Origin of the sequence: Noviherbaspirillum saxi (genome assembly GCF_003591035.1) — a bacterium.
Taxonomy (GTDB): Bacteria; Pseudomonadota; Gammaproteobacteria; order Burkholderiales; family Burkholderiaceae_D; genus Noviherbaspirillum; species Noviherbaspirillum saxi.
Genome location: NZ_QYUO01000002.1, coordinates 1,367,480 through 1,380,593 on the forward strand (window position 1 = coordinate 1,367,480; position 13,114 = coordinate 1,380,593).

General features: G+C 60.3%; 11 protein-coding genes. 1 reads left to right on the forward strand and 10 read right to left on the reverse strand.

What is annotated here, in order from left to right; translation table 11 throughout:
* Positions 1 to 75 precede the first annotated feature (75 nt).
* Positions 76 to 603: a GNAT family N-acetyltransferase gene (locus D3871_RS21935; protein WP_119771155.1), complete on the forward strand. Its 528-nt coding sequence runs from the start codon at positions 76 to 78 to the stop codon at positions 601 to 603.
* 59 nt (positions 604 to 662) lie between these two features.
* Here the strand turns inward: D3871_RS21935 and D3871_RS21940 are convergent, their stop codons facing one another.
* The 10 genes from D3871_RS21940 to D3871_RS21985 all read right to left on the reverse strand — a co-directional run bounded on the left by D3871_RS21940 (position 663) and on the right by D3871_RS21985 (position 13,103).
* Complete coding sequence (locus D3871_RS21940) at positions 663 to 1,850, reverse strand: acyl-CoA dehydrogenase (protein WP_119771156.1); 1,188 nt, start codon at positions 1,848 to 1,850, stop codon at positions 663 to 665.
* A 39-nt stretch (positions 1,851 to 1,889) separates the two neighbouring features.
* Positions 1,890 to 5,471, reverse strand: coding sequence for a molybdopterin cofactor-binding domain-containing protein (locus D3871_RS21945; protein ID WP_119771157.1), 3,582 nt, complete (start codon positions 5,469 to 5,471; stop codon positions 1,890 to 1,892).
* On the reverse strand, positions 5,468 to 5,965 hold the full coding sequence (locus tag D3871_RS21950; protein WP_119771158.1) for a (2Fe-2S)-binding protein: 498 nt from the start codon (positions 5,963 to 5,965) through the stop codon (positions 5,468 to 5,470). The genes D3871_RS21945 and D3871_RS21950 overlap by 4 nt, the downstream gene beginning before the upstream one ends.
* 13 nt (positions 5,966 to 5,978) lie before the next feature.
* Positions 5,979 to 6,734, reverse strand: coding sequence for an ABC transporter ATP-binding protein (locus tag D3871_RS21955; protein ID WP_119771495.1), 756 nt, complete (start codon positions 6,732 to 6,734; stop codon positions 5,979 to 5,981).
* A gap of 20 nt (positions 6,735 to 6,754) precedes the next feature.
* Entirely contained in the window at positions 6,755 to 7,534 is a 780-nt protein-coding gene (locus tag D3871_RS21960) for an ABC transporter ATP-binding protein (protein ID WP_119771159.1), read from the reverse strand.
* Positions 7,534 to 9,429: an ABC transporter permease gene (locus D3871_RS21965; protein ID WP_119771160.1), complete on the reverse strand. Its 1,896-nt coding sequence runs from the start codon at positions 9,427 to 9,429 to the stop codon at positions 7,534 to 7,536. Before D3871_RS21965 ends, D3871_RS21960 begins: the two co-directional genes overlap by 1 nt.
* Before the next feature lie 105 nt (positions 9,430 to 9,534).
* Positions 9,535 to 10,740 (reverse strand): ABC transporter substrate-binding protein, encoded by a 1,206-nt coding sequence (locus D3871_RS21970; RefSeq protein ID WP_119771161.1) that lies wholly within the window; start codon positions 10,738 to 10,740, stop codon positions 9,535 to 9,537.
* 62 nt (positions 10,741 to 10,802) lie between these two features.
* Positions 10,803 to 11,387 (reverse strand): amino acid synthesis family protein, encoded by a 585-nt coding sequence (locus D3871_RS21975; RefSeq protein ID WP_119771162.1) that lies wholly within the window; start codon positions 11,385 to 11,387, stop codon positions 10,803 to 10,805.
* A 42-nt stretch (positions 11,388 to 11,429) separates the two neighbouring features.
* Positions 11,430 to 12,068 (reverse strand): amino acid synthesis family protein, encoded by a 639-nt coding sequence (locus D3871_RS21980; RefSeq protein WP_119771163.1) that lies wholly within the window; start codon positions 12,066 to 12,068, stop codon positions 11,430 to 11,432.
* 78 nt (positions 12,069 to 12,146) lie between these two features.
* The gene (locus D3871_RS21985) at positions 12,147 to 13,103 is read right to left on the reverse strand and encodes a UPF0280 family protein (protein WP_420799677.1); all 957 of its coding nucleotides are present in this window, start codon (positions 13,101 to 13,103) and stop codon (positions 12,147 to 12,149) included.
* Between the last annotated feature and the right edge of the window lie 11 nt (positions 13,104 to 13,114).

A 13,114-nucleotide genomic window follows, 5' to 3' on the forward strand; every position in this document is an offset into this window, starting at 1 on the left:
GCCGATACGCTTATCGAGGCTATCTAATTTAGCGGACATCGTTTTATCATGATGGCTACGCAAACAGAGGAAAACATGCAGATACGGGATGCAAACATTAACGACATCGATCGCATCGCTGAAATTTATAACGATGCGGTTCTCAATACGACAGCAATCTGGAATGAAATTGCTGTCGATGCGGCCAACCGTGCGGCTTGGCTGGCAGATAGGCAACGCGTGGGGTACCCGGTCCTCGTTGCCGTTGACGACGCCGGAATGGTGCTCGGGTATGCTTCATTCGGCGACTGGCGTGCTTTCGACGGTTACCGGCATACAGTGGAGCACTCCGTGTATGTCAGCAAGGATAGCCGTGGCGCAGGGACTGGAAAAGCATTGATGATTGCGCTGATCGAGCGTGCGAGGGAGCTTGGCAAGCATGTGATGGTCGCAGGCATAGAAGCAGGCAACGATGCATCGATTCAATTGCACCGCAAGCTGGGATTCGAGCAGGTCGGGCTGATGAAGGAAGTCGGTACCAAGTTCGGAAGATGGCTCGATCTCGCGTTCCTGCAGTTGACGCTTGACTCGCGCGCCGATCCGGACGCCGGCCAGAGATCCTGATACAGGAATAAGAAACCCGGCGAAGGCGGAAGACCGCCTCGCCGGAATGGCGTGGCGCCTTAAAACGCCGCGATGCCTGTCTGTTCTCGGCCCAGGATCAGTGCATGAATGTCATGCGTGCCTTCATAGGTGTTCACCACTTCCAGATTCACCATATGACGGATCACACCGAACTCGTCCGAGATCCCGTTCCCGCCCAGCATGTCGCGCGCCATCCGCGCCACGTCCAAGGCCTTGCCGCAGGAATTACGCTTCATCATCGAGGTGATCGCGACTGCCGCCGTGCCTTCATCCTTCATCCGCCCCAAGCGCAGGCAACCCTGCAAACCCATCGTGATTTCGGTTTGCATGTCGGCCAGCTTTTTCTGGATCAACTGGTTGGCCGCCAGCGGCTTGCCGAACTGCTTGCGGTCCAGCACGTACTGCCGTGCGGTATGCCAGCAGGCTTCGGCTGCACCCAAGGCACCCCAGGCAATGCCGTAACGGGCAGAATTGAGGCAGGTGAACGGTCCCTTTAGTCCACGCACTTCCGGAAACGCGTTTTCTTCCGGGCAGAACACTTCATCCATCACGATTTCGCCAGTGATCGAGGCGCGCAAGCCGAACTTGCCTTCGATCTTGGGCGCCGACAATCCCTTCCAGCCTTTTTCCAGCACGAAGCCGCGGATCGCGCCTTCGTCATCCTTGGCCCAGACCACGAATACATCGGCAATCGGGGAATTGGAAATCCACATCTTGCTGCCGGAAAGGCTGTAGCCGCCATGGACCTTCTTGGCCCGCGTGACCATCGATCCCGGATCGGAACCATGATCCGGTTCGGTCAGGCCGAAGCAACCGATCCATTCGCCGGTGGCCAGCTTGGGCAGGTATTTCTCCTTGGTCTGTTCGTTGCCGAATTCAAAGATCGGCACCATCACCAGCGAGCTTTGCACGCTCATCATCGAGCGGTAGCCGGAATCGACGCGTTCGACTTCGCGCGCGATCAAGCCGTAAGACACATAGTTCAGGCCGGGACCGCCATACTGTTCCGGAATGGTGGGGCCGAGCAAGCCGAGTTCCCCCATTTCGCGAAAGATCGCTGGATCGGTTTTTTCATGGCGAAAGGCTTCGAGCACGCGCGGCTGCAGCTTGTCCTGGCAGTAGGCTGCGGCGGCATCGCGCACCATGCGCTCGTCATTGTTCAACTGCTGGTCCAGCAGCAACGGATCGTCCCAGTGGAAACTTGCTTTTGTCTTTGATGTACTCATTACCGCTCCTTCGTCAATTCGACTCGTTCTTGAAATGCATTATTGCGGGCTGGCGTTGCGCAACCTCGCGACCGTTTGTTCGATGTCGTTCCATGCCGGTTTATCTGGCGCATAAACCTGTCGCATGTAACGCGCAAGCTGTGCAATCTGTTCGTCGCCGAGATTATCCTTGAACGCCGGCATGAACCCCATTTCGCGGCTTGCCGGCTGCTGTATGCCATGCAGGATGATCTGTACCAGATTGTCCGGCGTGGCGCTGTACAGGTTGCTGTTGAGTGCAAGCGACTTGTTCAGGCCGAGCACCGCCGGTCCGTTGCCATCGTGGTGACAGCTACCGCAAGCGGCGCTGAACAGACGGCTGTCCGCCTCCCTGAACTGCCCGGCGCGGGCGTTGGCTGCCGTCACCAGTTCTTGCGCCGCGACCTTGGCCTGCTGTATCGGAGCGGGCGTATTGAATGTCGCCAGATAGTGCGCCATTGCGCGCAGATCTTCATCGGGCAGTGCCGCAAGTTCTTGCACCACCGGCGCCATCGGCCCGGCTGCGACGCCATGCTGTTCGGTATGCCCGAACCTCAGGTAGCGGAACAATTCCTGCTCGCTCCACGGCACGGGTGCATGGCTAAGAGAAGTCAGGGCTGGCGCTTCCCAGCCCTCGACGACTGCACCCGATAAATAACTCGCACCGAATTTTTCAGCACCCGCAGCATTACGCGGACTGTGGCAGGCGGCGCAATGCCCTACCCCGTTCACCAGATAGGCGCCGCGATTCCACTGCGCCGATCTGTCCGGATCGGCCGTGTCCGGACCCGGCTTCAGGTAAAGCGCGTTCCACACACTCATCAGCGGTCGGACGCCGAAGGGAAAAGCCAGTTTCGTTTCCGGCACTTCGGCGCGTACCGGCGCTTGCGACATCAGATACGCATACATCGCCATCAGGTCGTCATCGCTCATTTTGGTGAACGATGTGTACGGAAATGCCGGATACAGATGGCGGCCGTCGCGCGATATGCCTTCGCGCATCGCGCGCTGAAAAGCCGTGAAAGACCATTTGCCGATCCCTGTGTCGGGATCGGGAGTCAGATTGGTTGTGAAGATTTTTCCGAATGGCGTATCCAGCGCACGGCCTCCGGCGTTGCGGATTCCGCCGGGCGCGGTATGACATACCGCGCAGTCGCCGGCCGCGGCCAGCAGACGGCCACGTTCAATGACACGCTCGGAGTATATAGACGGATCGATGCGTGCCACTTCGGGAATGGATGATTTCCATCCGGCGGCAGCGGCAACCAGGCCGGCGGCTCCCGCCAGCAAGGCGCCGGGAATTGCCCACCATGCCCGCCGGCCGCGCGGCGGCGTCGCGGCAACAAGCGGCGGCGGTTCGAGCGCCGCCTTCACCACTTCCGGCGTGAACGGCGGCTGCCGGAAGCGAACGCCGGTCGCGTCGAAAATGGCATTGGCGATCGCTGCGGTCCCGGGGACCGATGAAGACTCGCCGGCGCCCAGTGGAGGCTGATCGGGATGCGGCATCATCATGACATCGATGACCGGGACCTCGCGGAAATTCAGGATCGGATAACTGCCCCATTCGCGATTGAGCACCGCATTGGTTTGCGGATCGACCTGAACTTTTTCCTTCAGCGCGCGGCTGGTGGTTTGCACCACGTTGCCATGGATCTGATGCTTCACGCCGGCCGGATTGACCATCAAGCCGGCATCGTGTCCCACCACGACGCGGCGCACATGCACTTCGCCGGTATTGCGGTTGACTTCAACGTCCGCCACCCAGGCAGCCCACGCCGCGCCAAAACCCGGAAAGCGGCTATGCACATAACGCGCGTAGGCAAAGCCCTGCCCCTTCAGGAACTCGCCGTCGGCTGCTTGCTGCTGCGGCTTCGTGTGCTTAACCCAGCCGGCACGCTGGGCTGTCGCGCGCACCAGTTCCGCCGCCCTGTCGTCTTTCAGGTGGCGCAGCCGGAACTCGACCGGGTCGACCCCCGCCTCGTTAGCCAGTTCATCGATATAACTTTCGTGCGCGAACGAGTTCGGCAATGCGGAGACGCCGCGCAGCCAGGATGCGCGCAGAATCGGTGCCATGTCGTTGATCGTGACGCGCAGATGCTTGTAGTCGTAAGGCGGCACCGAGGTGCGGTCGCCCATTTCATAGGCAGTCGGCGTCGGCACGACCTTCCCGGTCAGCAGCAAGGCCAGGGTCACCGCGCCATTGGAGGGATAGGACGTCTGGAAGTCATATCCCGCGACGCTGCCGTCGGCGTTCAAGCCACCGCGTATATCCATCAACTGGGCCGCACCTTTCGGTTCCCACTGGTGCTCCTGTGCACGCGTTAGTTGGACCCGCACCGGTTGTCCGACCGCGCGCGATAGCAAGGCAGCGTCGGCTGCGACATCGTCGGCGCAATTGCGGCCATAGCAGCCGGCGGCCTCCATGCGGACGATGTCGACCGCCAAATCGGACATGTCCATAAGTTTCGCAAGGTCGGCGCGCAGCACATGCGGATTCTGCGAACCCGCCCATACTGTCAGACGGTCGGCATGCCAGTCAGCGACCGCGCACGACGGCCCGATCGAGCCGTGCAATTGGTAGGGCCAGACATACGTTCTGTCCATGCGCACAGCCGCACCTGCCAATGCCGCGTCAACATCGCCCTGGTTGGCGACCACGCGTTGCGTGGATGGATTGGCGCGAATCGCAGCTTCGACATCGCCCAGCGCAGGCATCGCCGGCCAGTCTCTCCATGTAACGCGCAACTCCCGCATGGCTTGTTCCGCATGTTCTTCGCGCGCGGCCACGACGCCGACAAAATCGCCGATCACGACCACGCCGGCAATACCGGGGATATGCGAAATCGAATTTTCATCGACCGCTTCAAGCGTATTGCCGATAAAGTCGCCATGATCGGCACCGGCATATGGCGGCCTTATTACGCGGCCATGCAACATGCCGGGCACGCGCATGTCATGCACAAAGGTCAGTTCGCCTGCGGCCTTGGCCGGAATATCGACACGCGGCGTACTTTGTCCCACCAGTCGATAATCTTCCGGCCGCTTCAACGGTACATCGACATCAAGTGGCAACTCGACATGCCGGTCGCGCACCAGATCGGCATAGGCGAGCGATCGGTCCGGTTCGGCGCGAACGAATACCGCGCCAGCGTCAATCGCCAATGCCTCGGGCGATACGCCGAATTCCTGGGCCGCTTGCTGCAACAGCCATCGACGCGCCTGCGCGGCGGCGGCGCGCAGAGGCACGGCGTGGATCTGCAAGGAAGCGCTTGCGATGGTGGCGCCCTGGTTCGGCGCGCGTGTCGTATCGCCAAGAACCATGCTGACACAGGCCATGCGGACATCGAGTTCTTCCGCTACGATTTGCGCAAGCGCGGTGCGAATGCCGGTTCCAAGGTCGACATGCCCATTGAGGGCGGTAACGCTGCCATCGTCCCAGACCGCCACCAGAATTTCCACGCCTTCGGCCGAGTTACCCGGCACTGCGGCCGGCTGACCTTTTACCGGAGGCAATGGCGGGGGCGGATCGCGCGTAACCAACAATACACCTGAGGCTTGATGAAAGTCGCGCCTGGTCTGCGGCATGTCGGCACGTCGGTTCATGCGGATTCTCCCTGCGATGCGGCCAGCATCTGCGCTGCACGCTTTACCGCCTGCATGATCTCGATATGCGTTCCGCACCGGCACAGGTTGTGCGACAGCGCGTCCCGAATCTGGATATCAGTGGGGTTACGGTTGGATTGCAGCAGCGCGACGGTGGTCATGATCATTCCGTTAAGACAATAACCGCATTGCGCCGCCTGCTCTTCGATGAATGCCTGCTGCACCACATGCAGCGCATCGGGGCCGCCCAAGCCTTCCAGCGTAGTGATGCGACGGCCTGCGATACCATCTACAGGAATCAGGCAGGAGCGCGCGCACTTGCCGTCGACCAGCACGGTACAGGCGCCGCATTGTCCGAGACCGCAACCATACTTCGGACTGTTGAGGCCGAGGTCGTTGCGCAGGACATACAGCAAGGGCGCGCTGCCAGGCACGTCGAGGCAATGCTGCTCGCCATTGACGATCAGCGAGACAGCCTCTGGCGAAGTGTTCATTGCCCTCACCTGGTCATACGCTCAGGTATGCCTGCCGCACTGCTTCATTGGCGGCCAACGCTTCCATCGAGCCGTCGAAACGGATCTGGCCTTTTTCAAGCACATAGGCTCGATCGGACACCAGTTCCGCGAAATGCATATTTTGCTCCGACAGCAGGATGCTCACGCCTTGCGCTTTCAATTCCAGGATCATTTGCGCCATCTGCTCGACGATCACCGGCGCGACCCCTTCGGAAGGTTCATCCAGCAGCACCAGATAGGGATTGCCCATCAGCGTGCGCGCCACGGTCAGCATCTGCTGCTCGCCGCCGCTCATGCGTCCGCCAGGGCGGTTCGGCATTTCACCCAGATTGGGAAACAGCTTGAACAATCGTTCAGGCGTCCATAGCGGCGCAGCCGTGCCATCTGGCCATGTGCGTGCAGGCTGACGGCCCACATCCAGGTTTTCCATCACGCTGAGGTCGGCGAATACGCGCCGGTCTTCCGGTACGAAACCGAGGCCGCGCACCGCGATTTCGTGCGGCTCAGCCGTGGAAATGTCATGCCCCATGAAGGCAAGCTGTCCGCGCCGCTTGGGTATCAGCCCCATGATCGCCTTGAGCGTGGTCGACTTGCCGGCGCCGTTGCGTCCCATGAGAGCGACCACCTCGCCGCGATGGACATTGAGGTCGACGTTAAAAAGAATCTGTGCCGCGCCGTACCAGGCATTAAGCGACTGCACGCTCAACAGCGCGCTGCTTGCCGGATTACTGGACAACACCTGTGCCATGCTCGCCGTCGCTATCTGCATCAAGCGACCTCCCTGGATTTTTTCAATTTTTCAAAGGTTTTGCCGCTGCCGAAATAGACTTCCTGCACCTTGGGATCGTCACGGATCTCGTGTGGCTTGCCTTCCGCAATCAGGCGGCCGCGCGCCAGCACGATCATCCGGTCGGCATAGGCAAAGACTACGTCCATGCTGTGTTCGGTGAACAGGACCGCCATGTTGCGTTCGGTGACCAGCTTCTTGGTCAGCGCCATCAAATCATTGCGTTCCCGAGGCGCCATGCCGGCGGTCGGTTCATCCATCAGCAACAGCTTGGGTTTGTTCGCCATGGCAATCGCGAGTTCGACACGCTTCACGTCACCATAGGCCAGCACGCTGCAAGGCCGATCCGCCTGCGCTGCCATCCCGACCTGCTCCAGCAAGCCAAGCGCCTCGTCGCGCTTGTAGGCTGCCGCCTTGCGCCACATCGAGAACAGTCTGTGATCGGCCGACAGCAATGCCATCTGCACATTCTCCACCACCGTCAGCGAGGCGAAGGTCTCTGCAATCTGGAATGTGCGGCTGACGCTGAGGCGCCAGATTTCGCGCGGCTTGAGGCCGACCAGTTCTTTTCCATCGAACAGGATGGAGCCGGCATCGGCCTTCAGCTGTCCATTCACCATGTTGAAGGTGGTCGATTTTCCTGCACCGTTGGGCCCGATCAAGGCCAGCAACTCACCCGCGCGCAGCTCGAAGCTGATGCCGTCTACCGCCTTGACACCACCGAAGGATTTGCCGAGATTGCTTACTTGCATCAGGCTCATCAGATCGCCTCCTTCGCTTCGCGCCTGCTGTCGAACAGCTGGCGTGCAAAACCTGCGATACCCTGCGGGAACAGCAGCACGAGCAGCAAAATGATCCCGCCTAGCATCGCGCGCCAGTAATCGGTGTTACGTGCGACCGTATCGTGCAGCCAGTTGAAGGTGACCGCACCGACCACCGGGCCGATCAGCGTTTGTATACCGCCCAGCATCACCATCACGATGCCATCGACCGATTTGCCGACATACAGGGTTTCCGGCGAAATGCTCCCTTTGGAAAACGCATACAGCGCCCCTGCCGCTCCCGCCGCCGCGCCGGCCAGCACAAAGGCCACCCATTGCACGCGCTTGACGTCCATGCCGATAGCATCGGCCCTGAGCGCGGAATCGCGGCTGGCCCGCATCGCGTAGCCGAAGGGCGAAAACAGTATGCGCCGCAACAGCAGCACGCCGCCGGCCACGATGGCAAGCGTGACGTAATAATAGGATGTCTTGTCCGACAGCCACGGCGCCGGCCACACGCCGGTCAAGCCGTTGCTGCCACCGGTCACGCTATCCCATTGATAACAGATCGCCCAGGTAATTTGCGCGAAAGCGAGCGTGAGCATTGCCAGGTACACACCGGACAGGCGCACGCAGAACCAGCCGTACACCAAAGCGCCTGCAGCAGCCACCAGGGGCGCGAGGATCAACGCCGCTTCCATCGGCAGGCCGGCGCTGCGCACCAGCAAGGCTGCGCCGTACGCGCCAAGGCCGAAATAGGCGGCGTGGCCGAAGGAATGCATGCCGGCCGGCCCCATGATGAAATGCAGGGCGACCGCAAACAAGGCCGCCACCATCAGATCGATGGCAAGCACGGTGACATACGGTGAATTGCCCATCAACAGAGGCAAGCCAATCAATGCGGCGATCACCGCAATTACCGCAAACTTGTAAGCGGAGCCGGATGCGCGCAGCGGCGCTTCCACCGCGCCCGCATTGCGCGTCGGCGCCTGTGGCCTTCCCAGCAAGCCGCTCGGACGCAGGACCAGCACCACTGCCATGACCAGGAATTCCACCACCAGTGTGAGTTTTGAAAACGAGACGCTGATGCCGATGACATCGACCAGGCCCAGCCAGATGCATACGGCCTTCAGTTCGGCGATCAGGAGCGCGGCAATATAGGCGCCGGTGATCGACCCCATGCCGCCGACAACTACGACAACGAATGCAGCACCGATTGTGACTAGGTCCATTTCCAAATTGGCGGGTTCTCGCGGCAACTGCAGCGCTCCGCCCAGACCTGCAAGCAAGGCGCCGAGCGCGAAAACGCTGGTGAACAACCATGCTTCATTGACGCCGAGCGCGCCGACCATTTCGCGATCCTGGGTCGCGGCGCGTACCAGCGTGCCCCAGCGCGTGCGGGTCAGCAGCAGCCAGAGCAAGCCCAGCACCACTGGGCCGACGACGATCAGGAACAGGTCATAGGTGGGAAACTGACGGCCGAAGATTTCAACCGAGCCTGACAGACCCGGCGCGCGCGGCCCCAGGAGTTCATCTGGCCCCCAGATCCACAACGCGGCATCCTTGATGACCAGCACCAGTGCGAATGTAGCCAGCAGCTGGAACAGTTCTGGAGCGCGATAAATCCTCCGGAGCAGTACGAATTCGACCAGTGCGCCGAGCACACCGACGGTGACCGCAGCCAGCAGTATCGCGGGCCAGAACCCGAGGCTAGCGCCAAGGCGGTCGACCAGCGTATAGGCCAGGTAAGTACCGAGCATGTAAAACGATCCGTGCGCGAAGTTCACGATTCGCGTCACGCCGAAAATCAGGGAAAGTCCGGCCGCCACCAGGAACAGGGACGACGCCCCCGCCAGACCGTTCAGTAATTGCACCGCGAAGCCAGAAAAACTCATCACACGTTCTTTCTTTCAACGGATTGATCCGTAACGAGACTGCGTTTTGCCGGCAGTTGGACCGGCGGCAGATCATGCCGGGCGTCGCGCCCGGCATTTCCGGCATTAATCGGCAGGACGGCGTTTCGCCACTTGCTCGGCGGATGGCAGATATTTCGCGCCATCCAGATAGCGATAGTCGACCATCACGCCTTTGCCGCCCTCGTTCTTGGTACGTCCGACATAGGCGCCCATGGTCGACTGATGATCCTCGGCGCGGTAAATAATAGGTCCGAATGGCGTCTTGACCGACAAGCCCTCGAAGGCCTTCACCAGTTTTTCGGTTTCGGTCGACTGCGCCTTTTTCATCCCGGTAGCGAGCGACATGATCGCGCTATAGCCGACCACCGAGCCAAGGCGCGGATAGTCCTTGAACTTGGCTTCATAGGCTTTGCGGAAGGCCGCATGTTCCGGCGTCTGGATGCCATACCATGGATATCCGGTCACGATCCATCCATTCGGGCTTTCATCCTTCAGCGGGTCCATGTATTCCGGTTCGCCGGTCAGCAGGCTGACCACATCGCGGCCCTTGAAGAGTCCACGCGTATTGCCTTCCCGTACAAACTTCGAGAGATCGGCGCCGAACAGGACATTGAAGACCGCGTCCGGTTTCGAATCGGCCAGCGCCTGCACCACGCTGCCCGCATCGACCTTGCCCAGCGGGGTTGCCTGCTCGGTCACGAATTCCACATCCGGCTGCGCCGCCTTCAGCAATTCCTTGAAGGTCGCGACCGCCGACTGGCCGTATTCATAATTCGGGTACACCAGCGCCCAGCGCTTTTTCTTGAGCGCAGCCGCTTCGGGCACCAGCATCGCCACCTGCATATAAGTCGATGGACGCAGACGATAGGTGTAGCGGTTGCCGTTTTCCCAGACGATCTTGTCGGTCAGCGGTTCGGCAGCGAGGAAAAAGAATTTGCGCTGCTTGGCAAAATCGGTCAATGCCAGCCCGATATGCGACAGGAAGGTGCCGGTCAGCACGTCGACCTTTTCACGCGAGATCAGGTCTTCGGCCACGCGTACCGCATCGCCCGGATTGGCGTTATCGTCGCGGGTGATCAGTTCCAGTTTTTTGCCGTTCACGCCGCCGGAAGAATTGATTTCTTCCACGGCCAGTTCCAGGCCCTTGCGGTATGGCTCAAGGAATGCCGGCTGCGCCTTGTAGCTGTTGATTTCGCCGATCTTAATGACGCCCTGTGCATAGGCGCCGACGGAACTGGCAGTAGCCCAAAGGACAGCGGCCGCGGTCAGCCAGTTGGTAGTTTTATTCATGGTGTACTCCTTGGTGGTGGACTGATTTGGTGACCAATCGATACGATCTTTCGCGCCATGGCTTAGCGCAAGCCATCCTCGCCTTTGATTTCGTGGGACTGGAGCCCTCCCACGCGGGGCAACGGCCGGCCGCTATCGGTGACGACAACGGCGACGACGATCTCGTTGGCACGCGGCGCATCCGCCACACGCGCTTCCATCGCATCGAAATGACTGCGAACGAAGGCGGCATCCTTATGGCCGAGCGGCACATCGATCGCTGTGCCGAGGCCACCGCGCTTTTTGCTGGAAGGCACAAGGGCTGCGCCCTTGCTGACCGCCTCGCGCAAAGGGGCGCCGAGTTTCGGATGCAGGATCGCAGCCGCATGTTCGAGCTCGCCTGCTTCGCCGACAATGGCCGCCTTGCCGTAACTCTGCGCCTGCTCCGGGGCGATGCCGAGCGCTTGGACACATTTGCGTCCAAGCAGACCGCCCAGTTCCTCTCCGATGGCAATCAGTTCGTCGAGCGACTCCACATAGCGGCCCGAATACGGATTTTCGATCACCGCCATCGCCAGCGCCTTGCGTGTCGCAGGTGCGACCGGCCTGTCCATTTCGACGTGTATCTCTTCAAGCTGCACGATCAGTTTTCTTATCTTTGCCGGCATTGCATGTCCCTCCAGAGGTAATGTGTGAATGTCGCTACCGGATCAGCGCAAGCCGTCCCAGCGGGCGATTTCCTCAGCCTTCAGTCCGCCTACGCGCGCATGGACGCGCGGCCCTGTGCTCATGGCAAGAATCACGACAAGTTCATCGGCGCGCGGCGATCCCGGCACACGGACTTCGATCGCATCGAAATGGCTGCGTACATAAGCGGCGTTAATGTGGGTCATCGGGACGTCGAGCGTGGCGCCCGGCGCAGCCACTTTCTTGGTTGAGGGCACGATAGCGAGGCCATTGCCGGGTTGCCCCTTGGTACTGCCCTTGCCGGCCGCATAATCGGCCGCATTGCCTTTCCAGCCCAGCAATTCACGCATTGCATAGCCACCGGGCACATGCCACAACGCACCATGCTCAAGCTCGCCCGCAGAGCCGATCAATGCACCCTTGCCATATCCTTCGATACGCTCCGCCGGCACATCAAGGTGTGCGAGCAGTTCATGCGCAAGACGCACGCCAACCGGGTTAAGCTGTTCCATCATGGGCAGAATGTCGGGCTCGTAGTGACCTGCATATAGATTGGTCAGGACGCCGGCGATATAGCCTCGGCGCAATGGCACGGCGGCCACCGGTCCGGATTCATGAAAGATGTCTTCGACGTGCCAGAAGACTCGACGTATTTCAATCACGGGCTTACCCCCTACAGGTTTCGGTTGATGATGGCTGTGACGGCCACCGCCTATGCGCAACAATTGAACAATCGTACTCTATAGCATTGCCGGAAATCGTACCTTGCGCGAAGCCGGCATGGCGTTCAATCGCTGTTCGGTCGGCATTGCGGCAGCAATGCCCTTCTCTGCAACACCATCGGCCATCCTGCCAGCTACGACGACCTGTTCTTGACACACAAGAATAGCACTCCAGATCAATCCGGATGCTTGCAATTGCCGTGCCCGTTCCAATCCGTAGTGCAATGCTTCATGGACCACTTCTGCATCCAGCGGCGGCACATCCACTGTGACAGGTATCGCACCGAGATCGGTGTCGTCTTTCAGAGTGCAGGCCGGCTGACGTTTGATGCGTGCGTCGTCGACATTGACCGTGTTCGCAATCATGGTTGCCGCCGCATCGGCTTGCGCGGCGCTTGCGGCAAGCACGGTCACGCTGTCGGCGATACCCAAGGAAAAACTGCGGCCACGCCATCCGCTGGTGGCGATTCCGCGCACTGGCATTGAGGCTTCAATCGTGAGCCGCATACCCGTATCGAGATCGGCTCCGTAGACGGCTTGTATAGTCGCAGCGTCGATATCGGTGCACACACCGACGCAATAGCTAGTGCCCGCACTAAGGTGGAGCGCAATGTCTCCACCATTGTTGATTGCCGCACGTGTGACGAACGGCTTTTCATAACAGCGAATGATTTCCTGCGCGACGGCGCCCGCGACAGCAGCCATCGGCGTAATGTAGCGCGCACGGAAAGGATGGCATGCGTCCCACATGCGTCGCGCAATCGCGCCGTTGAGCATGCAGATGTCGCCAACCGGTTGGCGCAATGCGGGCAATTCGCTGACCAACTCGGACAAGATAGTTTCGAAGCGTTGCCATGCCTGTTCATGACAAGCATTGACTGCATCCATGGCTCCGTCCGCCTGGATGATTAAATCAATCGGCCCATGCGAGAAATGCAGACGGCCATCGGTAAGCGCAACGCAGCGCGGCATCATCATGGACCTCG

What these genes read in the sequence shown, in the direction of transcription:
- D3871_RS21935 (WP_119771155.1), top strand. Translation starts at nt 76, where the DNA reads ATGCAGATACGGGATGCAAACATTAACGACATCGATCGCATCGCTGAA.
- D3871_RS21940 (WP_119771156.1), bottom strand. Translation starts at nt 1,850, where the DNA reads ATGAGTACATCAAAGACAAAAGCAAGTTTCCACTGGGACGATCCGTTG.
- D3871_RS21945 (WP_119771157.1), bottom strand. Translation starts at nt 5,471, where the DNA reads ATGAACCGACGTGCCGACATGCCGCAGACCAGGCGCGACTTTCATCAA.
- D3871_RS21950 (WP_119771158.1), bottom strand. Translation starts at nt 5,965, where the DNA reads ATGAACACTTCGCCAGAGGCTGTCTCGCTGATCGTCAATGGCGAGCAG.
- D3871_RS21955 (WP_119771495.1), bottom strand. Translation starts at nt 6,734, where the DNA reads ATGGCACAGGTGTTGTCCAGTAATCCGGCAAGCAGCGCGCTGTTGAGC.
- D3871_RS21960 (WP_119771159.1), bottom strand. Translation starts at nt 7,534, where the DNA reads ATGAGCCTGATGCAAGTAAGCAATCTCGGCAAATCCTTCGGTGGTGTC.
- D3871_RS21965 (WP_119771160.1), bottom strand. Translation starts at nt 9,429, where the DNA reads ATGAGTTTTTCTGGCTTCGCGGTGCAATTACTGAACGGTCTGGCGGGG.
- D3871_RS21970 (WP_119771161.1), bottom strand. Translation starts at nt 10,740, where the DNA reads ATGAATAAAACTACCAACTGGCTGACCGCGGCCGCTGTCCTTTGGGCT.
- D3871_RS21975 (WP_119771162.1), bottom strand. Translation starts at nt 11,387, where the DNA reads ATGCCGGCAAAGATAAGAAAACTGATCGTGCAGCTTGAAGAGATACAC.
- D3871_RS21985 (WP_420799677.1), bottom strand. Translation starts at nt 13,103, where the DNA reads ATGATGCCGCGCTGCGTTGCGCTTACCGATGGCCGTCTGCATTTCTCG.